The sequence below is a fragment of the Nonomuraea antimicrobica genome (genome assembly GCF_039536965.1).
GTDB lineage: Bacteria > Actinomycetota > Actinomycetes > Streptosporangiales > Streptosporangiaceae > Nonomuraea > Nonomuraea antimicrobica.
The window spans coordinates 48,272-72,886 of the sequence record NZ_BAAAZP010000090.1 but is presented as its reverse complement, the minus strand read 5'-3'; the positions used below and the strand labels follow the sequence as shown (position 1 = coordinate 72,886).

Annotated in this window: 19 protein-coding genes; 13 read left to right on the top strand and 6 right to left on the bottom strand. The window is 71.1% G+C overall.

Annotation, left to right across the window (positions count from 1 at the left end; translation table 11 throughout):
* Window positions 1-29: 29 nt before the first annotated feature.
* The 9 genes from treS to ABD844_RS24300 all read left to right on the top strand — a co-directional run bounded on the left by treS (window position 30) and on the right by ABD844_RS24300 (window position 14,416).
* A complete protein-coding gene (gene treS, locus ABD844_RS24340; RefSeq protein WP_344882201.1) occupies window positions 30-1,730 on the top strand; it encodes a maltose alpha-D-glucosyltransferase in 1,701 nt (566 codons plus the stop codon).
* A 3-nt stretch (window positions 1,731-1,733) separates the two neighbouring features.
* The gene (locus tag ABD844_RS24335; protein WP_344882198.1) at window positions 1,734-3,065 is read left to right on the top strand and encodes a maltokinase N-terminal cap-like domain-containing protein; all 1,332 of its coding nucleotides are present in this window, start codon (window positions 1,734-1,736) and stop codon (window positions 3,063-3,065) included.
* Window positions 3,066-3,138: 73 nt separating this feature from the next.
* Window positions 3,139-4,965: a PQQ-binding-like beta-propeller repeat protein gene (locus ABD844_RS24330; protein ID WP_344882195.1), complete on the top strand. Its 1,827-nt coding sequence runs from the start codon at window positions 3,139-3,141 to the stop codon at window positions 4,963-4,965.
* A 105-nt stretch (window positions 4,966-5,070) separates the two neighbouring features.
* A complete protein-coding gene (glgB, locus tag ABD844_RS24325) occupies window positions 5,071-7,239 on the top strand; it encodes a 1,4-alpha-glucan branching protein GlgB (RefSeq protein WP_344882192.1) in 2,169 nt (722 codons plus the stop codon).
* Between the two features lie 122 nt (window positions 7,240-7,361).
* Window positions 7,362-9,329: a S8 family peptidase gene (locus ABD844_RS24320; protein WP_344882189.1), complete on the top strand. Its 1,968-nt coding sequence runs from the start codon at window positions 7,362-7,364 to the stop codon at window positions 9,327-9,329.
* Window positions 9,330-9,521: 192 nt separating this feature from the next.
* Window positions 9,522-10,913 carry a S8 family peptidase gene (locus ABD844_RS24315; RefSeq protein WP_344882186.1) on the top strand — a complete coding sequence of 464 codons (1,392 nt, stop codon included), beginning with the start codon at window positions 9,522-9,524 and terminating at the stop codon, window positions 10,911-10,913.
* A gap of 171 nt (window positions 10,914-11,084) precedes the next feature.
* Window positions 11,085-12,440, top strand: coding sequence for a S8 family peptidase (locus ABD844_RS24310; protein WP_344882183.1), 1,356 nt, complete (start codon window positions 11,085-11,087; stop codon window positions 12,438-12,440).
* Window positions 12,441-12,581: 141 nt separating this feature from the next.
* Complete coding sequence (locus tag ABD844_RS24305; RefSeq protein WP_344882180.1) at window positions 12,582-13,739, top strand: sensor histidine kinase; 1,158 nt, start codon at window positions 12,582-12,584, stop codon at window positions 13,737-13,739.
* A gap of 20 nt (window positions 13,740-13,759) precedes the next feature.
* Window positions 13,760-14,416, top strand: a complete 657-nt coding sequence (locus ABD844_RS24300) for a response regulator (protein WP_344882565.1) — start codon at window positions 13,760-13,762, stop codon at window positions 14,414-14,416.
* Here the strand turns inward: ABD844_RS24300 and ABD844_RS24295 are convergent.
* On the bottom strand, window positions 14,306-15,088 hold the full coding sequence (locus ABD844_RS24295) for a DUF2306 domain-containing protein (protein ID WP_344882177.1): 783 nt from the start codon (window positions 15,086-15,088) through the stop codon (window positions 14,306-14,308). The genes ABD844_RS24300 and ABD844_RS24295 overlap by 111 nt on opposite strands.
* Before the next feature lie 169 nt (window positions 15,089-15,257).
* Here ABD844_RS24295 and ABD844_RS24290 point away from each other — a divergent pair, with 169 nt between their 5' ends.
* Window positions 15,258-16,244 (top strand): NAD(P)-dependent alcohol dehydrogenase, encoded by a 987-nt coding sequence (locus ABD844_RS24290; protein WP_344882174.1) that lies wholly within the window; start codon window positions 15,258-15,260, stop codon window positions 16,242-16,244.
* 55 nt (window positions 16,245-16,299) lie between these two features.
* Entirely contained in the window at window positions 16,300-17,997 is a 1,698-nt protein-coding gene (gene sppA, locus ABD844_RS24285; RefSeq protein ID WP_344882171.1) for a signal peptide peptidase SppA, read from the top strand.
* Window positions 17,998-18,018: 21 nt separating this feature from the next.
* On the opposite strand, the gene ABD844_RS24280 is transcribed toward sppA, so the two are convergent.
* The 5 genes from ABD844_RS24280 to ABD844_RS24260 form a co-directional block, all read right to left on the bottom strand.
* On the bottom strand, window positions 18,019-18,507 hold the full coding sequence (locus ABD844_RS24280; RefSeq protein WP_344882168.1) for a flavin reductase family protein: 489 nt from the start codon (window positions 18,505-18,507) through the stop codon (window positions 18,019-18,021).
* Between the two features lie 100 nt (window positions 18,508-18,607).
* The gene (locus tag ABD844_RS24275) at window positions 18,608-19,534 is read right to left on the bottom strand and encodes an ABC transporter substrate-binding protein (protein ID WP_344882165.1); all 927 of its coding nucleotides are present in this window, start codon (window positions 19,532-19,534) and stop codon (window positions 18,608-18,610) included.
* Between the two features lie 37 nt (window positions 19,535-19,571).
* Window positions 19,572-20,264 carry an ABC transporter permease gene (locus ABD844_RS24270; protein WP_344882162.1) on the bottom strand — a complete coding sequence of 231 codons (693 nt, stop codon included), beginning with the start codon at window positions 20,262-20,264 and terminating at the stop codon, window positions 19,572-19,574.
* Window positions 20,261-20,941, bottom strand: a complete 681-nt coding sequence (locus tag ABD844_RS24265) for an ABC transporter permease (protein WP_344882159.1) — start codon at window positions 20,939-20,941, stop codon at window positions 20,261-20,263. The genes ABD844_RS24270 and ABD844_RS24265 overlap by 4 nt, the downstream gene beginning before the upstream one ends.
* Window positions 20,934-22,004 (bottom strand): ABC transporter ATP-binding protein, encoded by a 1,071-nt coding sequence (locus ABD844_RS24260; RefSeq protein WP_344882156.1) that lies wholly within the window; start codon window positions 22,002-22,004, stop codon window positions 20,934-20,936. Before ABD844_RS24260 ends, ABD844_RS24265 begins: the two co-directional genes overlap by 8 nt.
* 300 nt (window positions 22,005-22,304) lie before the next feature.
* Between ABD844_RS24260 and ABD844_RS24255 the strand changes: the two genes are divergently transcribed.
* Together ABD844_RS24255 and ABD844_RS24250 are read left to right on the top strand one after the other, a co-directional pair.
* Entirely contained in the window at window positions 22,305-23,990 is a 1,686-nt protein-coding gene (locus ABD844_RS24255; RefSeq protein ID WP_344882153.1) for an RNA polymerase sigma factor, read from the top strand.
* A gap of 164 nt (window positions 23,991-24,154) precedes the next feature.
* Window positions 24,155-24,613 (top strand): carboxymuconolactone decarboxylase family protein, encoded by a 459-nt coding sequence (locus ABD844_RS24250; RefSeq protein WP_344882150.1) that lies wholly within the window; start codon window positions 24,155-24,157, stop codon window positions 24,611-24,613.
* Window positions 24,614-24,615: the final 2 nt, after the last annotated feature.

Here is a 24,615-nt window from a genome sequence, read left to right as displayed (position 1 = left end):
TCCCTCACGAGCCGTCCACGGAGCGGCTCATGAGCTCCACACCCATTCCCAACACCTTTGACGAGGAAAAGCCGCGCGATCCCTACTGGTACAAGCGGGCGGTTTTCTACGAGGTCCTGATCAGAGGTTTCGCCGACTCCAACGGAGACGGCACCGGCGACATCAAGGGTCTCATCAGCAGACTCGACTACCTCCAATGGCTGGGCGTCGACTGCCTCTGGCTGCTGCCGCTGTACAACTCGCCGCTGCGGGACGGCGGCTACGACATCTCGGACTTCATGAAGATCCTCCCGGAGTTCGGCGACCTCGGGGACTTCGTGAAGCTGGTCGAGGAGGCGCACAAACGTGGCATGCGGGTCGTCGCCGACCTCGTCATGAACCACACCAGCGACGCCCACCCGTGGTTCCAGGCGTCCAGGCACGACCCCGAGGGGCCGTACGGGGACTTCTACGTCTGGTCGTCCACGGATGAGAAGTACCAGGACGCCCGGATCATCTTCATCGACACCGAGACGTCCAACTGGACCTACGACCCGGTACGCGGCCAGTACTACTGGCACCGCTTCTTCCACCACCAGCCGGACCTCAACTACGAGAACCCGGCCGTGCAGGAGGCGATGCTGGAGGTGCTGCGGTTCTGGCTGGACCTGGGCATCGACGGGTTCCGGCTGGACGCGGTGCCGTACCTCTTCGAGGAAGAGGGCACCAACTGCGAGAACCTGCCGGAGACCCACCAATACCTCAAGCGGGTCCGCGCCGAGGTGGACCGGCTCTACCCGGACCGGGTGCTGCTCGCCGAGGCGAACCAGTGGCCGTCGGACGTGGTGGCGTACTTCGGCGATCCGGTCGGCGGCGGGGACGAGTGCCACATGGCCTTCCACTTCCCGCTGATGCCCAGGATCTTCATGGCCGTCCGCAGGGAGTCGCGCTACCCCATCTCCGAGATCCTGGCGCAGACGCCGAAGATCCCTGAGCACTGCCAGTGGGGAATCTTCCTCCGCAACCACGACGAGCTCACGCTCGAAATGGTCACGGACGAAGAACGCGACTACATGTACACCGAGTACGCCAAAGACCCGCGCATGCGGGCGAATGTCGGCATCCGCCGCCGCCTGGCGCCCCTGCTGGAGAACGACCGCAACCAGATCGAGCTGTTCACCGCCCTGCTCCTGTCGCTGCCCGGCTCCCCCGTGCTCTACTACGGCGACGAGATCGGCATGGGCGACAACATCTGGCTCGGCGACCGCGACGGCGTGCGCACGCCCATGCAGTGGGACCCCGACCGCAACGCCGGCTTCTCCGACTGCGACCCCGGGCGGCTCTACCTGCCGGTCATCATGGACCCGATCTACGGCTACCAGGGCACCAACGTCGAGGCCCAGCAGAAGAACGCCGGCTCGCTGTTGCACTGGACCCGGCGCATGATCGAGATCCGCAAGCGCCACCCGGTCTTCGGGCTGGGCGGTTACGCCGAGCTCAACTCCTCCAACCCCAGCGTGCTGGCGTTCGTCCGAGAGCTGGGCGACGACCGGATGCTCTGCGTGAACAACCTGTCACGCTTCCCGCAGCCGGTCGAGCTGGATCTGCGGAGATTCGTCGGCGTGTCCCCGGTGGAGACGATGGGGGGCGTACCATTCCCGGCAATTGGCGAACTTCCGTATCTTTTGACGCTTCCTGGGCATGGGTTCTATTGGTTCACGCTCCCGCCGGCCGTCACCCAGGAGGAGTAGGACGTGCTTGACGAGCTCCTTGCCGCATGGATCAGCCGCCAGCGATGGTTCGGCGGCAAGGGGCGCCCGATCGACAGCCTGTCGATCGACTCGGACGTCGAGCTGACGCCCGGACTGAGACACCTGATCGTGGCCGTCTGGCAGGAGGGCTCGCGCGACCGCTACCAGGTCCTGCTGGGCGAGCGCACCGAGCTGCCCGACCGGCTGACCCACGCCCTCATCGGCACCGTCGGCGACACCTTCCTCTACGACGCCGCGCACGACTCCGACCGCACGGACTGGCTCCTGGAGGGCATGGCCCGCGACGAGACCCACAACGGTCTGCGCATGCGCCACGTGCCCGGCGTCATCGTCGACACCTCGCCGCGCAGCCTCGTGCTGGGGGCCGAGCAGTCCAACACCTCGCTGGTGTACGGGGACGCCTACATCTGCAAGCTCTTCCGCCGGCTCATCCCCGGCGTCAACCCCGAGCTGGAGGTCGTCACCGCGCTGGCGGCCAGGGACGCGCCGCACATCGCGCAGCCGTACGGGTGGATCGAGACCGACCTCGACGGCACCGACACCACGCTCGCGATCCTTCAGGAGTTCCTGACCCCCGCCAACGACGGCTGGGGCCTGGCCCTGGCCAGCGTGCGCGACCTGTACGCCTCGCTGCCCGAGATCACGGCGGCCGAGGCGGGCGGGGACTTCGCGGCCGAGTCGCTGCGGCTGGGCGGCGCCACCGCCCGCGTGCACCGCGAGCTGGCCGCCGCCTTCCCCACCGACGTCGTGGCGATCCACGAGGTCAAGCTCATGGCCGAGGGTTTCCGGCGGCGGCTGGGCCGGGCCGTGGGCGAGGTGCCCGAGCTGCGGCAGCACGTGAGCGCCATCGAGAACGCCTACTACCGGGTGGAGCTGCTCACCGACGAGGTGCCCGTGCAACGGGTTCACGGCGACTACCACCTGGGCCAGGTCATGCGGACGTCGACGGACTGGGTGGTGCTCGACTTCGAGGGCGAGCCGGGCCAGCCGCTGGCCGAGCGCCGGGCCCTGTACTCGCCGCTGCGGGACGTGGCGGGGATGATGCGCTCGTTCGACTACGCGGCCCGCCACCTGCTGGCCGACCGGCCCGAGGCCGAGACGCTGGAGCCCCGTGCCCAGGAGTGGGCCGACCGCAACCGGGCCGCGTTCCTCGACGGGTACACCAGGAACGGGGGCGTGATCACGCCGGCGGACGCGGCGCTGCTGCGGGCGTTCGAGCTGTCCAAGGCGGTCTACGAGGTCGTCTACGAGGCCCGCAACCGGCCCACCTGGCTGTCCATCCCCCTGGCCGCCTTCCGCCCCCGCACCACCTAGCCACCCGCCCAGCCGCTCGCCGACTGCGGCATTTGACGACAACTCACACCATCGCTGGTTATGCTCCGCTCACATGATTCATCGGGGCGGGACGTGGGGCTGGCTCGGAGGCGGGCTCGCGCTGGGCGGCGCGGGTTTGACCGGGTGGGGCTACCTGTTGTGGCGATCGGGAGCCGTGGAGTCCAGGCCCTCGGGCGTGGCCACGACGATGACCGTGGTGATGGCGCTGGTGCTCGTCGCGTTCGCGTCCGCGCACGTCGCCGTGGCGCGCAGGATCGCGGCGGCCCGCGCGCTCACCGGCTGGCAGCAGGAGACCGAGCTGTCCGCCGCGCGGCAGCGGGCCGGGGACGTCCGGGGCCTGGCGTGGACGAGCACGGCGGCGGCGGGCGTCCTGGTGATCCTGGGCTGGCGCAGGCTGTCGGAGGCGATCGGGACCGGCTACCCCGAGTTCCGTGACTTCGCCTTCTCCTCGGGCGCGGCGATCATGGTGATCGGCCTGGTCCTGTACGCCACCATGACCCCCGACGTGACCTCCCGCCCACCGGCCGGGGCGATCGCACGGGCGGCGGCGGGCGTGGCGGCGTCGGGGACGGCGATGGCCGCGGTGTACGCCGTGCCGTCCGTACCCCTCATCACGTGGGACGAGTCCGTCACGGCACGCGGAGCCGCTCGGGCCGCGCCGACGCCCCAGACGGTGAGCAGGGTGGGCTGGCGGTGGAACTCCCCCGACGCCCGTCCCTGGGAAGGCGTGATCGTGACCACGGGCGGCCTCGTCGTCCGGCTCACCGACGGGGTCGTCGCGCTGGACGCCGCGACCGGCCGCGAGCGGTGGCGTTACCGCAGGCCCGGCGCCCGCTCGTCGGACCTGCGGGTGTCACCCGACGGCCGTACGGTGACCGTCACGCTCAGGCCCGGGGAGGAGGCGGCGGACCGGGCCGACCGCCTGGCGGTGCTGGACGCGGCCACCGGCCGGCTGCGCTCCCTCATCGCCGACCCGTGGGGGGACGTGGACTACCGGCTGTCCTCGGACATGTGGCGGGCCGACTTCGTCCTGGGCGACGAGAGCGCCGTCACGTGGGCGGCGGACGGGCGGCTCACCGGCTGGGACCTGCACACCTTGCGCCCGCGCTGGCGCAGGACCGCGCAGGAGGACTGCGTGGCGGCCACGGGCCCGGAGGACGCCGTCCGGCCCGTCATGCTCGGCGACGTGGTGGTGACTCTCGCCCGCTGCGGTCCCGGCGCGTCGGGGGCGGGCGGCAGCGGGGCCCGGGTCCAGGTGCTCGGCCTCGACCCGCGTACCGGGGCCGAAGTGTGGCGGCACGGGCTGCCGGGGGTGAGCGCGTCTGGGCCGGCCGTCACGCCGTCCAGGGACGGGCGGGCCCTGTGGGTGACGTGGCCGGAGGAGGGCGAGACCGCCGGGGTGATCCTGTCCCAGGACGGACGGGTCGTCGCGGACGGCGACCACGCCACGGCCGACGACACGTTCTTCACCAGCAGGGGATACCTCGCCGACGGCCCTCCCGAGACCGGCACAGCGACCGGCACAGGGCAGGTGGCGGACACGGGGCTGGTGGCGGACGCGGAGCTGGTGGCGGACGGCGGGCGGGCGAGCGGCGGGTGGAGGTCGTTCCCCGACGGGCGGGAGGGCTTGCCGCCCGCCCTGCCCGCGCAGAGCCGCGACTGGGCCGTCTCCCGGCTCCCGCTGGAGCGGGCCCTCGTGACGGCCCAGGAGGTCGCGACGGTCCAGGTCACCCCCTGGGACGGCGGCCCGGCGGCACGCGTCCCGCTGGGCTTCGCCGCGCCGGAGAGCTCCGAGACCGCGTCAACGGCGCTGACCCCCGCACCCGGAGCGATCGTGGCGACGACCACTCACGACACAATGGTCGTGGGTCTCGTATAAACCCAAGAACATGCCCAGTTTTTCGCACATCCCGTGATTGTCCCGGTGAAAGCGGGCAGTGCCTGAGATGGACGTCATCGATGAGGCAGGGTTGGGAGCATGCCGATGAGGACAGAGCTCGACCGCCTGGCGGGCGGCGCGCACCATGATCCGCACTCCGTGCTCGGAGCACACCCCGTTGCGGGCGGGGTGGTCTTCCGCACGCTGCGCCCGCTGGCCGAACGGGTGCGCGTCGTGCTCGATGACGGCTCTGCCCACGACATGAAGCACCAGGCCCACGGGGTCTTCGAGGTGACCGTCCCTGGGCTGGACAAGGTGCCCTCTTACACGCTGAGCATCGAGTACGCCGGGGCGCAGCCGTACGAGACGCGCGACCCGTACCGGCACTGGCCCACGCTGGGCGAGGTGGACCTGCACCTCATCGGCGAGGGGCGGCACGAGCGGCTGTGGGAGGCGCTCGGCGCCCGGGTGATGGTGCACGAGGACGTGCACGGCACCGCGTTCTCCGTCTGGGCTCCCAACGCGCGCGGCGTCAGGGTCGTCGGCGACTTCAACCACTGGGACGGCACCGCCTACCCCATGCGGTCGCTGGGCCGGTCGGGGGTGTGGGAGCTGTTCGTGCCGGGGCTGGGTGCGGGCCAGCGGTACAAGTACCAGGTGCTGGGCGCCGACGGGAGGTGGCGGGACAAGGCCGACCCGATGGCCAGGCGTACCGAGGTGCCGCCGCTGACGGCCTCGGTGATCGACAAGTCCGACTACTCCTGGCAGGACGACGCCTGGACGGTCGAGCAGCGCGAGCGGCAGCCGCTGACCGGGCCGATGAGCATCTACGAGGTGCACCTGGGCTCGTGGCGGCCTGGCCTGTCGTACGTGGAGCTGGCCGACCAGCTCTCCGAGTACGTCGCCGACCTGGGCTTCACCCACGTGGAGCTGCTGCCGATCGCCGAGCACCCGTTCGGCGGCTCGTGGGGTTACCAGGTGACCTCCTACTACGCGCCGACGGCCAGGTTCGGCACGCCCGACGAGTTCCGCCACTTCGTGGACCGCATGCACCAGAGCGGCATCGGCGTGCTGCTCGACTGGGTGCCGGCCCACTTCCCGATGGACGACTGGGCGCTGGCCCGCTTCGACGGCACGCCGCTCTACGAGCACGCCGACCCGGCCAGGGGCGAGCACCCCGACTGGGGCACGTACGTCTTCGACTTCGGCCGCAAGGAGGTGCGCAACTTCCTGGTCGCCAACGCGCTCTACTGGCTGAGGGAGTTCCACATCGACGGGCTGCGGGTGGACGCGGTGGCCTCGATGCTCTACCTCGACTACTCGCGGCGCGAAGGCGAGTGGACGCCCAACGTGTACGGGGGCAGGGAGAACCTCGACGCGGTCGAGTTCCTCAAGGAGATGAACTCGCTCTGCTACCGGGAGGCGCCCGGCATCTCGACCGTGGCGGAGGAGTCGACGGCGTGGCCGGGGGTCTCGCGCCCGGTGCACCTCGGAGGGCTCGGCTTCGGGTTCAAGTGGAACATGGGCTGGATGCACGACACGCTGGAGTACCTGCGGCACGAGCCGATCTTCCGCCAGTACCACCACCACCGGATGACGTTCTCGCTGCTGTACGCCTACTCCGAGAACTACGTGCTGCCGATGTCCCACGACGAGGTCGTGCACGGCAAGGGCTCGCTGCTGGGCAAGATGCCGGGCGACGAGTGGCAGCGGTTCGCGCAGCTCCGGGCGTTGCTGGCGTTCATGTGGGCGCATCCGGGCAAGCAGTTGCTGTTCATGGGCGGCGAGTTCGGCCAGGGCTCGGAGTGGTCGGAGAGCCGGGGGCTCGACTGGTGGGTGCTGGAGTTCGACGGCCACCAGGGCGTGCAGCGGCTGGTCCGCGACCTGAACCGGATCTACCGCGAGACCCCCGCCCTGTGGGAGCAGGATTCCCGGCCCGAGGGCTTCCGGTGGATCGACGCCGACGACGCCTCCGGGAACACGTTCTCGTTCGTCCGTTATGCGAACGACGGGTCGGCGGTGGCGTGCGTGGTGAACTTCAGCGGCGGGCCGCACGAGAACTACCGGCTCGGGCTCCCGTACGCCGGGCAGTGGTCGGAGGTGGTCAACACCGACGCCTACGACTACTGGGGCAGCGGCGTGGGCAACATGGGGGCGGTCGAGGCCGGGGACGAGCCGTGGCACGGGCTGCCGTACTCGGGGACGCTGCGGGTCCCGCCGCTCGGCGCGGTCTGGCTCACGCATCCCGGCTCACGTACGACGGCAGCCGGCTGAACGATTGAGGTGCACCTGCTGAAAGTTCGGTGAGAAAGCGGCTGGAGGGCCTGTGCCAGCCGGGCAAATCACCCTAAACTCCGAGATCATCTCCCCTCGGAGGACTTGTGCGATTCCGCCCTATGATCGTGACCACGATCGCGCTGGCCCTGCTGCCGTTATCGGGTTCGGCCTACGCGGACAACCCCATGCCGGTGCCCACCCCGGGCGTTTCGCAGACTCCACCGGCACAACCGGCGACGGAGAACACCCCTGCGGAGGAGAGCCCGGCCACCGACCAGGACCCCGCGGAGACCCCGACCGCTGAGCAGCCCAAGGACCCCGAGGACAAGGTCGAGGACGGGTTGGGCGTCGACGGCGGCACCGAGCGGGCCATCGTCGAGCTGGCCGATCCCGCGCAGAGCGCCCCGGTGGCCCACGAGGCGGCGTCCGAGAGCGTGGACGTGGTGCTGCAACCGCAGAGTCAGTCGTTCATCGTCGTCGAGGGCACCGCGGACGAGCTGGCCAAACTGGCTGAAGACCCCCGGGTCTCCTCGATCCGCCGCGACCGCACGTACACGCCGACGGAGGTCGCCCCGAACCTCACGCTGATCGGCGCCGACCAGGCGCACGCCGGGAACTTCACCGGCGCCGGCCAGGCCGTGGCCGTGCTGGACACCGGCATCGACCCCGACCACCCCTGGTTCCAGGGCCGCATCCTGGCCCAGGCGTGCTTCTCCGCCACGGAGGACGCCGGAGTCAGGTCGCTCTGCCCGAACGGCCAGACGGAGCAGACCGACGGCAACGCCGCGGACGCCACCTGGGAGCGGTGCTGGCTCGGTGGCACGAACCTGTGCGACCACGGCTCCCACGTCGCGGGCATCGCGGCCGGGACCGGAGGCGTGGCGCCGGGCGCGGGCGTCGTGGCGGTGCAGGTGTTCAGCCGGATCGACGACGAGGACGTCTGCGGCGCGCAGGCGTGCCTGCTGGCGTACGAGTCGTCGCTGCTGCAGGCCCTGAACTACGTGCTGAACCTGAACCAGCCGGTCGCGGCGGTGAACATGAGCCTGGGCAGCGACCTCTACGAGTCCGACTGCGACGGCTACGAGGAGGGCAGACTCTTCAAGGAGAAGATCGACGCCCTGCTGACCAAGGGCATCGCGACCGTCGCGGCGGCGGGGAACGAGTCGTTCGTGGGCACCTCGCACCCGGCCTGCGTCTCCTCCGCGGTGGCCGTCGGGGCGAACGACAACTCCGACCGCATCGCGGACTTCTCGAACATCGGGTCGTCGCTGGACCTGTTCGCGCCGGGCGTGGACATCACGTCGGCGGTCCCGGACAACACCGAGGCCGTCTACAGCGGCACCTCGATGGCGACGCCGCACGTGGCGGGCGCGCTGGCGCTGATGAAGTCGGCCAAGCCGCAGACCTCGATGCAGGACCTGATCAACGCGCTGAAGGCGGCCGGCCGCCCGTACGTGTACGACCTCGGCGGCACGCAGGTCACCACGCCGCGCCTGGACGTGGCGGCGGCCCTGAACGGCTCGGCCCCGCAGCCGCCCATCACGCAGGACCCGCCCGACTGGCCCGGCTTCCCCGACCCCACGGTGCCCGACCCGACGGACGGCAGCGGCCCGATCCCCGAGCCGGTCGACCCGCCCACGACGGACACCAGCCCGGTCCCGCTGCCGACGGTCACGGTGACCGTGACGGTGACGCAGTCACCGGCGGTCGCGGCGACGGTGTGCAAGCGGGGCACGACGGCCAAGAAGCTGACGACCAAGCAGTGGGCCGTGGAGATCCACCGCAACAGCGGGACGATCCAGGACGCCACGCTCACCTGCTACCTGAAGCTGATCAGCAAGTCGAGCAAGGTGTTCCCCGAGCTGACGAAGGCGTCGTCGCTGGGCAAGGCGTACCGGGTGCTGAAGGACACCAAGGCCGGCAAGCCCAAGCTGGACAGCGCGCTGCTGACGGCCTGGCTGAACTGGGCGCACGGCACCAGCGGCACCAAGACGCTGACGGCCGCCGAGAAGGTGCGGCTGAGCAGCAAGCCGTCCGCGTCGGCACTGAAGAAGGCGGCCACCAACGTCCTCAAAACCGTCAAATAGCTGATAGAGGAGAAGGCCGGTCATATACGACCGGTCTTCTCCCTTTCCTCGCTCTAATCCAAAAAAGCCTCCAACGTTTCTCTGGGTTACATACGTCACTGACATCACAGTTGTCACAGGCGGGGAGGTAAGCGGCTGTACGCAGCCGGGAGCCGGAGCGCTTCACGGCTCCAGCCTCCGGGAGGGAAACAAGTGAGGCTACGGTCTCTTCTGGCCGGCGTCACCACGCTGGCCGTGACATCATCCGTGCTCTCCATGGCACCGGCGCTCAGCGCCGACACCATCGACAGCAGCGACCCGATCATCAGCCCGGCGCTCGTCGCCGAACTCCAGGCCAAGAACCGGGTCCGCTCGATCATCCAGCTCAAACCGGGCCAGAGCGTCCGGGCGGTGGCCGGGGACATCGAACTGGCCTCCGAGGGCAGCCGCGTTCTGGAGGCGGCGCAGTCGCCCCACTTCTTCGTCGCCGAGGTGGACAAGCCGACGCTGGCCAAGCTCAGGAGCGACGTCCGCGTCCAGTCCGTCTACAAGGACGAGCTGAGCATGTCCTTTCTCGACGTCAGCACCGCCCTGATCCGCTCCGACCGGGCGAACCAGGCGGGCTGGAACGGCACCGGCACCACGATCGCCGTGCTCGACACCGGCATCGACCGCGACCACCCGTTCTTCGCCGGCCGGATCGTGGACGAGGCGTGCTTCTCCTCCTCCGACGCCGACGACGGCACCGTCTCGCTCTGCCCGAACAACCAGCCCAGCCAGACGGGCCTCGGCTCGGCCGACGCGGAGACCGCGCAGTGCCTCGTCAACGGCCAGAACGCCTGCTCCCACGGCACCCACGTGGCGGGCATCGCGGCGGGCAAGCTGGCCGCCGGGGCACCGGCCAACGGCGTGGCCCCCGACGCGCGCCTGTTGCCGATCCAGGTGTTCAGCCGCGTGGACAACCCGCTGACCTGCTCGTACGGCGGCAACCAGACGCCGTGCTTCCTCAGCTACACCTCCGACCAGAAGCTGGCGCTGGCGTACGTGGCGCAGGTGGCCAAGACGCACAACGTGGCGTCGGTGAACATGAGCCTGGGCGGCGGGCGGCCGTTCGCGCAGGCGTGCGACACCGACCCGGCCGCGGCGGCGCTCAAGCCGGAGTTCGACACGCTGGTGGGCCTGGGGGTGGCCCCGGTGGTCGCGGCCGGCAACAACGGCCTCCCCGGCGGGGTCGTGTCACCGGCGTGCGTCTCCACGGCCGTCACGGTCGGCGCCACGAACGACTCCGACGGGGTGGCCCCCTTCAGCAACCGGGGCCCGCTGCTCGACCTGTTCTCGCCGGGGGTGGGCATCAGGTCCGCGGTGCCGGACGACGCGTACGGGGAGAAGAGCGGCACGTCGATGTCGGCGCCGCACGTCGCGGGGGCGTTCGCGCTGATGCGGCAGGCGTTCCCGGCGTCCACGGTCGCGCAGAACCTGCAACGGCTGCGCGACACCGGCACGCCGGTCCAGTTCGACTCCTCGGGGACGCCCATGATCACGCCCAGGATCGACGTCGAACGCGCCACGACGGGGGCCCGCCCGGCGGCCGACCCGCGCGCCTGACCTCGGAGCAGTGGAAGGAGGGCCGGGAGATCCGGCCCTCCTTCGCTTTCCCCAGAAACCATGCCGAACCAGAACAAGAACCGATAACGGAACCCACCCCCCTCTCTGACATCACTTGTCCGATTACTACACTCCTAGCGACAAACGCCCCCCGAACCCCCGGAGGAACAGTTGAGACTCTCGTCTCTGCTGGCCGGCGCCATCGCGTTAGCCGCCGCCTCGGCAGCGCTGGTGGCCACACCCGCCCTCGCCGATCCCGAGTCCAAGATCGACCCCGCGATCACGGTGAGCGGCGAGCACCGGGCCATCGTGCGCGTACGCCTGCCCGCCCAGGTGAAGTCCGTGCTGTCCAGCGCGGAGGCGATCGCGCGGGACAAGAGCAACGTGCGCGCGGAGCCCCCCGCCGAGGTCGCCGGCGAGCTGGACTTCTTCGTCTACCGAGGCACCCGCGCCGAGCTGGAGCAGATCGCCGCGCAGGCGGACGTGGTCTCCATCCGCAAGGACAAGCTCAACGAGTCCACGCTCGTGGAGAGCGTCCCGCTGATCGGCGGCGACAGGGCCCACCGCGCCGGCTTCACCGGCAAGGGCACGGCCGTGGCGATCCTGGACTCCGGCATCGACAACGACCACCCGGCCTTCGGCGACCGCATCGTGGCGCAGGCGTGCTTCTCGGCCGCCGACCCGGCCGACGGTTCGAGCCCGCTCTGCCCGAACGGCAGCCAGTTCCAGATCGGCGACGGCGCGGCGAACGCGGAGACGGCGGCCTGCATGACGGGCGCCCCGCAGCCGCAGTACGGCCTGTGCTACCACGGCACGCACGTGGCGGGCATCGCGGCCGGGCAGCGGACGGCGGAGTTCGCGGCCAACGGGGTCGCGCCCAAGGCCAAGATCGTGCCGGTGCAGGTGTTCAGCCGCTTCGACAACTCGCCGTACTGCGCCGGCCGCCCGGTCTGCATCCTGGCCTACGACTCCTCGATCCTGACCGGCATGGCCTACGCCGACCTGCTGGCCGACCAGTACGACATCGCCTCGGTGAACCTGAGCCTGGGCGGGGGCCGCTACGACACGGCCTGCGACGAGGGCGACGGGGCCGACTTCAAGGCCGAGGTGGACAAGCTCCTGGCCAAGGGCACCGCGACGGTGGTGGCCTCGGGCAACAACGGCTTCGACGCGGCGCTCTCCTGGCCCGCGTGCGTCTCGAACACGGTCGCGGTGGGCGCCACGGACAAGCAGGACGCGGTGGCGGCGTTCTCGAACCGGGGGCCGCTGCTGGACGTCTACGCGCCGGGCGTGGCGATCACGGGGGCGATCGCGGGCAACACGTACGCGACGCTGAACGGCACCTCCATGGCCGCCCCGCACGTCACGGGCGCGTTCGCGCTGCTGCGCCAGAAGCGCAAGCACGCCACCGTGGACCAGCTCCTGGCGGCGCTGCGGCGGACGGGCAAGCCGATCACGTACACGAGCGCGGGCGCCGAGGTCACCACGCCCCGCATCGACGTCTGGTCGGCCCTGCGCGCCCGCTAGCCCCCAGAACGGCTCCACCAGCTCGATCGGCCCACCCGGAGGGACCTCCGGGTGGGCCGCGGTGCTTCGGCCCTCCCTTGCGGGGCGGATTGTGTGGCTTCGAGGCGGTCGGAGCGGTGGCCGCTCTCGTACGATGATGGCGTGCAGGGCCTTCTCCGCTCGTTGTGGACCGAGCCCCGCCCTCCGCAGCCCCCGCGGCGGGCCTGGCGGGACTGGGCGCTGGTGGGGCTGTTCGTCCTCGCCATCACGCTGGAAGGGACCCTGCGGACCGACCTCCAGTGGCGGCCGGTGTCGGTGGGCTTCGCCCTGGTCATGCTCCCCGCGCTGCTGTGGCGCCGGAGGAGCCCGCTGCTCGCCCTCGCGATCCCCATCGTCGCGAGCGGCGCGATCCAGCTCCTGGCCGGAGCCGACCCGTCCGAGCTGGCCTCGACGACCTACCGGCTGATCCTGTTCTACTCCCTGACGCGCTGGGCCTCCGGGCGGGAGGTCGTCGCCGGGCTGGCGCTGATCTGCGGTTCGGTGCCGACCGCCGCAGTGTCCGGGCACCTCGGGGGGGCCGACATCGTCGGGGCGTTCGCCGTCGTGTTCGCGGCCGTCGCCCTTGGCGGCGCCTTCCGCTACCGGGCCAGGGCGCGGATGCGGGAGCTCGACCAGGTCAAGCTGCTCGAACGCGAGCAACTGGCCCGCGACCTGCACGACACCGTGGCCCACCACGTGTCGGCGATGGCGATCAGGGCGCAGGCGGGCATCGCCACCGCGGCGGCGAACCCCGGCGCCGCCGCCGACGCCGCCGTCGACGCACTGCGGGTGATCGAGGCCGAGGCGTCCCGCACCCTCGCCGAGATGCGGACGATGGTGCGCGTGCTGCGCAGGGACGAGTCGTCGGCGCCCGAGCTGGCCCCGCACCCCCGCCTCGACGACCTCAGGAGACTCGCCGGCCGACCGCGGGTGGGACCCTCGGTGGAGGTCGAGATCGAGGGCGAGGTCGACGATCTCGCGCCGTCCGTGGGGACGGCGCTCTACCGCATCGCCCAGGAGTCGGTCACCAACGCCCGCCGGCACGCCAGGCACGCCACGCGGATCGAGGTCAGCGTGGCGGCCGACGACGCGTCCGTGCGCCTGCGGGTGACCGACGACGGCGACAGCACCGCGGGCCGTCCGGTCGCGGCCTCCGGTTACGGGCTGCTCGGCATGATCGAACGTGCCGGGCTGCTCGGCGGCACCTGCGAGGCCGGCCCCAACCCCGGTCGCGGCTGGACCGTGACCGCCGTACTGCCTCGGACGGGAGCAGCCACGTGATCGCGAACGACAGCGGCCCCGTGCCCATCAGGGTGATCGTCGCCGACGACCAGGAGATCGCGCGCACCGGGCTGCGGATGATCCTCGACGCGCAGCCCGGCATCGAGGTCGTCGCCGAGGCCGGTGACGGGCTGCGGGCCGTCGAGCTGGCCCGGCGGCTGCGGCCCGACGTGTGCCTGTTCGACATCCGCATGCCCCACTGCGACGGCATCGAGGCCACCGCCCGCCTGGCCGGGCCCGAGGTGGCCGACCCCATGGCCGTCGTCGTCATCACCACGTTCGACCTGGACGAGTACGTCTACTCCGCCCTCAGGGCCGGCGCCCGCGGCTTCCTGCTCAAGGACGCCGGCCCCGACCTGCTCTCCCAGGCCGTCCGCGCCGCCGCGAACGGCGACGCGCTCATCGCCCCCAGCGTCACGGCCCGGCTGCTGGCGACGTTCGCGGGCACCGGCCCGGCAGCGCCCCGCGTGCAGCCGATCGAGCCGCTCACCGAGCGCGAGGAGGAGATCCTGCTCACCGTGGCGCGGGGGCGTACCAACAACGAGATCGCCGACGAGCTGTACATCTCACTGAGCACGGTCAAGAGCCACGTCGCGAGCCTGATGACCAAGCTCGGCGTCCGCAACCGGGTCGAGATCGCCATGTGGGCCTACGAGACGAAACGGGTGCCGCGCTGACCGGCGGCGGCGTCCCCGGCGGATCACCCACTCGGCCACCGCCACGTTGATCGCCCAGCCCGCGCCCATGAGCAGCGCCCGGGTGAACGCGTCGGGCGGGCCGTAGGCGGCGAACCACACGCCCTGGGTCAGCGCCTGCGTGCCGGCGCCGAGCCCGATCGCGTACGCGCGGATCATCCAGGCGCGGTGGCGGCGTATGTCGCGGCGGCGGACGGCGGCGAGGCCGAGCACGACGAAGGCGAACATGGCCGACCCGAACACCAGCCGGAACACCGCCGCCAGACCCTCGTCCCCGGGCGGGATGTCGGAGAAGAGCGTCATCCACACCCCCGACAGCGCCGCCGCGAGCCCGCACCCGGCCACGACCCGACCGGCCGCGCGGTGCCAACCCAGTCTGCGCCGCCGGAGCCGGGGCGAGAACTGGAACGCCCCGACGAGGCTGTAGACGGTGGCGGTCACGATGTGGACCGCTATCGGGACGGGAGCGGCGGCGAACCGGGCATCGGCCGCCGCCGCACCGTCCAGCCCTGCCAGCTCGGTGAGGCGGACGGCGCCGGCCAGCACGGGGACGAACGCGAGCGCGATCAGCCCCGTGGGCACGAGCCATCCGGCGCGGTCCCGCCGCCTCCCAGTTGGAGGAGCGGTAGTGGTCTTGGCGTCGTCGTTGCGCATGCCCCGATGGTGACTGCGACGGGCGTCGCGGCTCATCGCCCTGACGGTCCGATCCGGATGAGCCGATCGGCCGTCGAAAGGTCGTACTTTCGGCCGTTGAGCCCTTGCCCGGGTCGCCACACACTCGTGCCTGTCAACGCAACGAACCCAGGCACACGAGGAGATCACGATGAAGGCGTTCGTCCTACGGCACTACGGCCCGCCCGACGCGCTCCAGCTCACCGACGTCCCCAAGCCGGTTCCCGGCCCCCGCGAGGCCCTGGTGCGGGTGCGCGCCACCTCCGTCCAGCCCTGGGACTGGCACCTCATGCGCGGCGAGCCCTACGTCTCCCGGCTCATGCCCGGGGGCCTCGGGCTGCGCAAGCCGAAGACCCCCATCCTGGGCGCGGACGTGGCCGGGGTGGTGGAGGCGGTCGGGTCCGAGGTGGCGGACTTCGCGCCGGGCGACGAGGTGTTCGCGATGCCCAAGGGCGGCGGCTTCGCCGAGTACGTGTGCGTCCCGGAGAGCGAGCTGGCGCCGAAGCCGGAGTCGCTGTCGTTCGAGGAGGCGGCGGCGGTGCCGCTGGCGGCCGGGACGGCGCTGATCGGCGTACGCGACGCGGGGCGGGTCGAGCCCGGGCAGCGGGTGCTGGTCAACGGGGCCTCGGGCGGGGTGGGGACGTTCGTGGTGCAGCTCGCCAAGGCGTACGGGGCGCACGTCACCGGGGTGTGCAGCGGCAGGAACGCCGACCTGGTGCGGTCGCTGGGCGCGGACGAGATCATCGACTACACGAAGGAGGACTTCACCCGCGGCGGGGAGCGGTACGACGTGCTCTTCTACCTCGCGGGCAACCGTTCGTTCGCGCAGTGCCGCAAGGTGCTGACCCGCAAAGGGGTCTGCGTGCTGATCGGCGGGGCGGCCGGGCGGTGGCTGCAACCGGCGGGGCTGATGTTCGCGATGGTGGCGGCGTCGGCGTTCGTCTCCCAGAAGGCGGTGCTCGCCGACGTGATCCGGTGCACGGAGAACCGGCGGAACCTGATCGAGCTGACCGACCTCATCGAGGACGGCATGGTCCGGCCCGTGATCGGCCGCGGCTACAAGTTCGAGGAGCTGCGGGCGGCGGTCCGCTACCAGGAGGAGGGCCACGCGGCGGGGAAGGTCGTCGTCACGCTGTGAGCCCGGCCGAATTCCGCGAACGCATTTGGAAAATGTGTCGCTTAGGGTGACACGTATGGACGCAGGCAAGGCGATCTACGAAACCGTCGGCAGGCTTCGCCAGCGGCGCACGGGCCCGCTGGTGCTGGAGCTCGATCTCACGGAGGGCCTCACCGAGGGCCCGCCCGCGGATCCGCTCGCCGCGGTGCTGTCCATGCGCAAGACGCGCCTGGCCGACGTCCTGTCCGGGCTCAAGCGGGCCAGGCAGGACCCCAGGGTCAAGGCGCTCGTCGTGAAGATCGGCGGTCACCCGCTGGGGCTGGCCATGGTGCAGGAGCTGCGCCAGGCCGTGATCCGCTTCCGGGCCTCGGGCAAGCTCACCATCGCGTTCGCCGAGACGTTCGGCGAGTTCGGCGGCGGCACCGTCCCCTACTACCTGGCCAGCGCCTTCGAGAAGCTCTACCTGCAGCCCAGCGGCGACGTCGGGCTGACCGGGGTGGCGCTGGAGCAGCGCTTCGTGAAGGGCGCGCTGACCAAGCTGGGCGTCGGCTACGAGGCGGGTCAGCGCCACGAGTACAAGACCGCCGTGAACACCTTCACCCAGGACCACATGACCGGCCCGCACCGCGAGTCCACGGGGCGCATCGTCGAGTCGGTCACCGAGACCCTCGTCGCCGGCATCGCCGACGGCCGCAGGCTGGATCCCGGCAAGGTGCGCGAGCTGATCGACCGCGGCCCGTTCACCGCCGCCGAGGCGCGGGAGGCGGGGCTGGTCGACGAGTTGGCCTACCGCGACGAGGTGTACGACGTGGTCATGCGGGCGGCGGGCGACGACGCCCACCTGCTGTACGTCTCCCGCTACGCCAGGGGCGCCGCCGTCCGCAAACTGCCGCAGCCGATGGCCCACGGGGTCGCGCTCGTCCACGGCCACGGCATGATCAAGAGTGGTCGCAGCGGCCGCAGCCCGCTCGGCGGAGGCGGCGCGATGGGCTCCGACACGATCAGCGCCGCGCTCCGCGCCGCCCGGAGAGACGAGCACGTCAAGGCCGTGGTGTTCCGGGTCGACAGCCCCGGCGGCTCCTACGTGGCCAGCGACACCGTCTGGCGCGAGGTGACGCTGACCCGCAAGGTCAAGCCGGTGATCGTGTCCATGGGCGACGTGGCGGCCTCCGGCGGCTACTTCGTCGCGATGGCCGCCGACGTGATCATGGCCCAGCCGGGCACGCTGACCGGCTCGATCGGCGTCTACGGCGGCAAGCCCGTCTTCGCCGAGCTGCTGGAGAAGCTCGGCATCACCTCGGAAATGGTGGCGGAGGGCGCCAACGCCGGCATGTTCTCCACCTCTCGCGCCTTCTCCCCTGAGCAGTGGGAGCGGGTGAACTCCTGGCTCGACCGCATCTACGACGACTTCGTGAGCAAGGTCGCCAAGAGTCGCGGCCTCAGCCGCGAACGCGCCCACGAACTCGCCCGCGGCCGCGTCTGGACCGGCGCCGACGCGCACGCCCACGGGCTGGTCGACGAGCTGGGCGGGCTGGAGGACGCCCTGGCCCTGGCCAGGAAGCGGGCCGGGCTGGCCGACGACGCGCCCGTACGCGTCTATCCCCGGCTCAACCCGCTCGAACGGCTGCGCGGGCCGGAGTCCAGCGAGGACAAGTCGGCCGCGCTGGCCAGGATCCGGCTGGACGCGTGGGGGCCGCTGGCCCGGCTGTCGGCCGAGCTGGGCCTGCCCGCGGCCGGCCCGCTCATCCTGCCCGCCTGGTACACCATCCGCTGAGCCCGCCATGAGTGCGGCGGGTCAGGAGATCACCGTCGAGCGGTAGCGTCCGCGCAGGCGCACGAGGGGCTGATGCGCGGGGTCCACATAGTCGACGGCCAGGACGGCGGCGACGAAGAGCGTGTGGTCTCCGGCCGGCACCACCTGGACGGTCTCGGCCTCGATCGCCGCCACGCCGCCCTCGACCACCAGGGCGTCCGTACGCGGCCCCCGGTGGTGGGGGATGCCGGCGACCAGCAGGCGGGCGCTCGGGCGGCCGGCGGTGGCGAAGCGGCTGGCGATCGCCGCCTGCCCCGACGACAGCAGGGAGGCGGCCCAGCGGTCCTGCCTGAGCAGCACCTCGTTGAGGTAGCCGCTACTGGCCAGGCTCACGAGCACCAGCGGAGGCTCCAGGGAGACGGACATCAGGGCCGACACCGTCGTGCCGAGGTCGTCGCGGCCGTCGCGAGCGGTGATGACGGCCACCCCGGCCGCCAACTGGGCCATCGCCTCCGTGAACAGCTCACTCACCGCGCCACCACCTCCGAGGCCAACCCTAGGACCCTGGGACGGAGACGACGGCCGACGAGGGCCTCCCGGGGGAAGGAGGCCCTCGTCCGCGCGGCGCCGGTCAGGCCAGGCCGTTGGTGGTCAGCCATTCCTTGGCCACGGTGGCGGGCTCGTCCTTGTTGACGGAGATCTTCTGCATCATCTCCAGCAGGGACTGCGTGGTCAGCTTCGCCGAGATGCCGTTCAGGGTCGTCCTGATGGTGTCGTCGGCGGATGCCTTGTGCAGGAGCGGGGTCACGTTCTGGGCGGGGAAGATGTTCTTGGGGTCCTCGAGCGGGACGAGGTTGTTCGACGTCATCTTCGGGTCCGTGGAGAAGACGTTGCCGACCTGGATCGTCCCGTCCTTGATGGCGTCGGACGTGGTGGGCCCGGTGGGCTTCCACTCCTTGAACACCAGGCCGTAGACCTCGTTGAACTGCGCCTCCCACCGGTCCTTGAACTCGGGGGGACCGCCGACGACCATGTCCTTGGCCACCTTGGCGAGGTCCTCGATGGAGTTCAGCGACTGCTTGGTCTGGGTGTCCTTGGAGATCGAGAGGGTGTCCTTGTCCTCGGCCGGCGAGGAGTCGAGCACCTCCAGCTCGGGCGGCAGCTTCTCCTTCAGCGCCGCGTCGACCTCGTCGGTGGTCGCGGCGGTGGCCTTGTTGTCGATGAAGGCGAGCAGGTTGCCGTTGTATTCGGGCACGATCGTCAAGCCGCCGCTCTTGACCTGGTCGTAGACGACCTCGCGGCTGCCGATGCGCGGCTTCTCCTCCACCTGGACGCCCTTGGCCTCCAGCGCCTGGGCGTAGATCGAGGCCAGCAGCACGCTCTCGTCGAAGTCGAAGGAGCCGATCACGGCTTTGCCGCCGGAGGCCGAGGCCGAGCCGGAGGGGGCCAGGTTCGCGTTGTCGAGTGGGTTGCCCCCGGTGCCGCCGCCACCACCACAGGCGGACAGCGCGAGCATCGCCGAGAGGAGCATCCCCGCGATGCCGTACTTGCGTCTCATCTTGTTTTCCCTTCTAACCGGGAGGTAATACAGGAGACTACCGAATCTTCAGCCGTTGGCTCACCCCGGGAGAGACCACCGCTCTCTGGGCAAGCGCAAACAGGACCTGCACAACCAGTGCAAACAGCACAATGAGTACAGAACCCCCAACGACGCTCGCGTAATCCTTCGTCGCGAAACCGTCGATGACGTAACGGCCGAGACCGCCGAGACCGGTGTAGGCGGCGACCGTGGTCGTGGCCACGACCTGGATGGCCGACAGGCGGCAACCCAGCAGGATCAGCGGCAGCGCGACCGGCACCAGCACCCGCCCGAGCACCTGCCCGCCGCGCAGCCCCATCCCGTACGCCGCGTCACGCAGCTCGGGATCGACCCCTCTGACGCCCTCGAACGTGTTGACCAGGATCGGCGGCACGGACAACAGCACCAGCGGGATGATCACCGGCCAGATCGAGGCCGTGCCCAGCAACAGCACGAACATCACCAGCAGCCCCAGCGTGGGCAGCGCCCTGGCCAGGTTCGCGGAGATGACGACGAGCACGCCGCCCCGCCCGGTGTGCCCGATCAGCAGGCCCAGCGGCACCGCGATCAGCACGGCCAGCAGCAGCGCCAGCGCCGAGAACTCCAGGTGCTCCAGCAGGCGGGCGGGGATGCCGTCGGTGCCCGACCAGTTGTCGCCGGTGCCGAAGAACTCGACGAGCCAGCCGAAGAACGCGGTCAGCCAGCTCATGACGCCGTCCCCTTCCGTGCGCGCACCCAGGGGGTGAGCAGCCGCTGCGCCAACACCAGCAGGCCGTCGGCGACCAGCGCGAGCACCACCACGAGCACGATCCCGACGATCACCGGCGGCATGAACGGGTTCTGGTACGCCCGCGTGAACAGCCCCCCGAGCCCGCCCTGCCCGATCAGCGCGCCCACGCTGACCAGGCTGATGCTGGAGACCGCGACCACCCGCAGCCCGGCCAGCACGACCGGCGCCGCGATCGGCAGCTCGACCTGGAGCAGCCGGCGCAGCGGGGTGAAGCCCATCGCCACGGCCGACTGGCGTACGTGGTCGGGCACCGAGTTCAGCCCGTCGACCACGGCCGGGATCAGCACGGCCATGCCGTAGAAGGTCAGCGGGATGATGACCGTGGTCTGCGACAGCCCGGTCACCGAGATCAGCAGCATGAAGACCGGCAGCGACGGCAGGGCGTACACGATGTTCATCAGGCCGGTGGTGGGCTGGTAGAGCCAGCGCCAGCGGACGGAGGCCAGCCCCAGCGGCAGGGCCAGGACCAGCGCCAGCAGGATCGGCACGAGCGACATCGTGAGGTGGTCGGTCAGCAGGTTCCTGATGCTGTCGGCCCGGCCGGTGTCCCAGTTGCGCCCGATCCACTCCCAGATGGAAGGAGGGCCGTCACCCATCTGCGGCCTCCGCCAGCGCCTGGTCGAGTGCGTCCTTGGTGGCCACGCCGACGACCTTGCCGTCGCCGTCCACGGCCACCGCGCAGCCGGACGGCGACAGCAGCGCCGCGTCCAGGGCGGCGCGCATGCTGTCGCGGCCGTGCACGTAGGCCCCGTACGGCTCCAGCTCGCCCGAGCGCCGCCCCGACCGCCAGCCGACCGGCCTGCCGTCTCCGGTCACGACCAGCAGCCACGGCTCGGACGTCCCGGCGCCGGCGTCAGGGCCGACGTCATCGGCGACGGTCAGATCGGTACGCAGCCGCAGCCCCTCGGTCGAGATGAACTGCAGCCGCCTGATCCCCCGGTCGTGCCCCAGGAATTCGCGCACGAAGTCGTCGGCCGGCTCGGCCAGCAGCGTCTTGGGGTCGGCGAGCTGGGCCAGCTTGCCGCCGACCCGCAGCACGGCCACCCGGTCGCCGAGCTTGATGGCCTCGTCGATGTCGTGGGTGACGAAGACGATGGTCTTGTTCAGCTCGCTCTGGAGCCTGAGCAACTCGTCCTGGAGGCTCGTGCGCACGATGGGGTCGACGGCGCTGAACGGCTCGTCCATGAGCAGCACGGGCGGGTCGGCGGCCAACGCCCTGGCCACGCCGACGCGCTGCTGCTGGCCGCCGGAGAGCTGGAAGGGGTAGCGCTGGGCGAGCGCCGGGTCGAGACCGACGCGCTCCAGCAGCTCCATGGCCCTGGCGCGGGCCTTCTTCTTGTCCCAGCCGAGCAGGTAGGGCACGGTGGCGATGTTGTCGACGATCTTCCGGTGGGGGAAGAGCCCGGCCTGCTGGATGACGTAGCCGATGCCGCGCCTCAACGTCGGGGGGTCGATGTCCTGCACCGGCTCTCCGTCGAGGAGGATCCTCCCCTCGGAGACGTCGATCATGCGGTTGATCATCCGCAGGGACGTCGTCTTCCCGCATCCGGACGGGCCGACGAACACGGTGATCTCACCGGTGGGCGCCTCAAGACTGAGGTGGTCCACGGCCACCGTTCCGTCTGGATAGCGTTTGGTGACAGAGTCGAATGTGATCACGCGCGAACTCTCGCTTAGGGCTTCGGAGGCAGCGCCGCGACCCCCTGCCACGACCGCCGCATGATCTGGTGGACCCACAGACTACGGCGACACGAAGGCCCATGTCGTCCCGGGATTCCCTTAAACGCTTCACTTGACGCATTAGGCAATGTAGGAGTTTCGGATGAAATCCGCATCTGGTAGTGCGCCAGACCAGGAGGAGTTGGCATGATTGCCCTCACGATTCCTGACGCTTCAGCTCACAACTCCTGACGCCCTCCCTCACCTCAGCGTCCGCACCCAGCAAGAGGATCCGGCCCCGTGTCCCTGCCGCTCACCGATCAGCGCCAGCGCGCCGAACTGATCGCAGAGCTCTACGACCTCCATGCCACCGGGCTGTTCGCGTACTGCGCTGACCAGCTCGGCGACCTCGGCTCGGCGTCCGACGTCCTGGTGTCCGTACTCACCGGCGTACCGGCCGCCGCGCCGCCCCGTGCCGCTCTCTACGCCCTGGCCCGCCGCGAGGTCCACCGGCGGGACATCCTCTACTCGCCCCCCGCCGTCGACCCGCTCATCGACCCGGCCACGTCGCTCGTCGAGCGTTCCCTCCGCGAGCTGCGTCCCCACCAGCGTGAAGTGCTGGTGTTGTGCGCGGTGTGCGGGCTGAGCAAGGCCGAGCTGGCGTGGGTGCTCGACGTGGCCCCCGACACCGCGCAGGAGCTGGCGGTGGGGGCGGGACACCGGTTCAGGCAGTCGCTGGGGGCGGCGCTGGCCTCGACCGGGCTCCGCGTGCCCAAGCCGGTGGCCGACATCTACGGCGCGCTGGGGGTGGCGCCGCTGCGCGACGTGCTCGGCCGCCTGCCCTGGCCGCAGCCGCCGGGGGCGCTGCGCATCCAGTTCGCGGGCTCCCGTACGGCGGCGCCCGCGCCGCTGTTCGTCAAGCCGCGCTGGCCCAGCCCGCCGGTCTGGCCGCAGCCGCTGGCCGAGGCCGATCCGGCGAGCAGCACGATGATCTTCCCCGCCGAGCTGCTGACGCCCCCGTCGCCGTCGCGGGTGTCCGAGCATGAGGCGACCACGGCCCCGATGCCCAAGCTGCGCGACCCGCTCTCGCCGCCGGGAGACATGCTGGGTCCTGGGGTGCGGTTACGCGACCCGCTCGGGTCGACGCGGGCCTTCCGCAAGCCCCTCGACGTACGCGACCCGCTCGGCCTCGGTGAGCGCCTCTCGCCGGCGGCCAGGCCGGGTCCCCCGCCCGAGGAGCGGCCGTTCTTCCTGGCGGCGCCCGAGGCGACGGCGGCCGAGCCGTTCGCGACGGGTGACGTGATCCTGCCGAAGGACGCGCCCGACCCGTACATGACGGGCGACGTCCTCGTCCACGGGGGTCCCACCCGCCCGGCCGCCGAGCCGCGCCGCCCCGAGCGGCCCCGGCCGCCGTCCCTCCAGCCCCAGCCCACGCCGGAGGAGTTCCGCCGCCTGCCACCCGCACCGACGGGCCCGGCAAGAACGAGCACGACACAAACGAACACCGCACAGGCAGACACCGCACAGGCAGACACCGCACAGGCAGACACCGCACAGGCGAACACCGCGCAAATGGACGCGGTGGGCACGCGGGCGGAGGAGCCGGTGCGCGAGCAGACGGCCCCGCTGTTCCAGCCCCGCTCCAAGCCCGGCGCCGAGCCGGTGTACCGACTGGGCACGAAACCAGGCCCGGCATCGGGCACGAACCCGGACACGAACCCGGACACGGTGCCGAGCCCGAAGACCAGGACCGGATCCAGGACCGGATCCAGAAGCGGCGCCGAGCCTGACTCGTCGCCGCTGGCCCCACGCCCGGTGCGCGCCCGCCCCAAGCCCAGGCGCCGCCCGGACAGCGGCCGCCCCCCGAAGGTGCGCCGCCGCAAGGACCGCCACTACGACTGGGTGTGGGAGCTGGTCGGGTTCCTGCTGTGCGTGGCGATCGCGATGATCGTGTTCTTCTCCATGCCGATCTTCGGCCAGCCCTGACGCACAGCCCTGACGCGCAGTCCTGACCCGCGCACCGATCCGTTGCCGCGGCTTTCCGGGAAAGCTGTCACGTTTTTCCGTCGGCCCGAGTCATTCCCGTGATGAGTGACATCAGATCGGGCCGACGCGACGCCGTCGGTCCCGGGACTGCCTTGGAGGCGACGATGGAAGCACGTATGGGACAGCCGGCCGCCGTACTGCCGGGAGCGATGCGGGCCCTGCACGCGCTGGGCGGGAGCATCGAGGACAGCGGGCTGGACAAGCGGGTGCGCGACCTGGTCGCCCTGCGCGCGAGCCAGATCAACGGGTGCAGCGTCTGCCTGGACATGCACGCGCGCGACATGAAGAACGGCGGCGAGAGCGACGAGCGGATCTGGTCGTTGGCGGGCTGGCGCGACGCCCCCTACTTCACCGACCCCGAACGCGCCGCGCTCGCCCTCACCGAGGCCGCCACACGGTTGAGCGACCGTCCTGACGCCGTGTCCGACGAGGTGTGGCGCGCGGCGGCCGGTCACTTCAGCGAGACCGAGCTGGCCGCGCTGGTCATGAGCATCGGCCTGATCAACCTGTGGAACCGCCTGAACGCCACCACCCACCAGGTGGCGGGCGCCTGGACCGGCTGAGC